At 68.0% G+C, this 587-nt stretch carries 1 protein-coding gene; it reads right to left on the bottom strand.

What is annotated here, in order from left to right; translation table 11 throughout:
• Positions 1-587, bottom strand: a 587-nt coding sequence (locus G3480_RS27300; RefSeq protein WP_164657301.1) for a TraC family protein, incomplete at both ends; no start/stop codon positions are given.

The raw sequence follows: 587 nt of genomic DNA, 5'->3' as shown, positions 1-587 counted from the left end.
CTCTGGGTCTGGAGCAGCGTCCGGGTGGTCTCGGGCTCGGGGAAGTGGAGATTGAGACACACCAGCAGGTTGTGCGGAATGCCGCGCGCCCCCGAGAAGGGATCACTCAGATAACGGGCGGCCAGACCGAAGTGCAGCCGATCGGGAAAACGCTTGACCGACAGGGTCTGCACCCGGCACTCGCCCAGCGTCAGTCCCTGGGCATCGACCTCGATCCCTTGATCCGGATCCAAAAACTGCTCGCGCAGGATGCGGGTCGGATCGGCCTCGGGTGTCACCCGCTCGCGCCAGGTCGCCTCTGGCCCCCAGTTGAGCAGGCTGCTCATGAGCCGGACCAGATCCCCGGCCATGACCGGACGGGGCTGAAGTCCGACGGTCGCCAGCACCTGCTCGGTGCTCGCGCGCAGATCGAGCGCGGCCTGATGCGCGGCGGCGCTCGGCAAGGGACCCGGGAGCGGCAGCTTGACGGTCACCAGGACCTGAACATCACGCACCCGGGTCTCGGATTGACGGATGAGTGGAGCACTGACACCAGCGCGCAGAAAGGCCGCCCGCTCGGCGGTCGCGGCCCGCAGCAGTGGATGACG

Origin of the sequence: Thiorhodococcus mannitoliphagus (assembly GCF_010915725.1) — a bacterium.
GTDB lineage: Bacteria > Pseudomonadota > Gammaproteobacteria > Chromatiales > Chromatiaceae > Thiorhodococcus > Thiorhodococcus mannitoliphagus.
The sequence above is the reverse complement of the archived record's forward strand: the minus strand, read 5'-3'. Positions and strand labels throughout refer to the sequence as shown.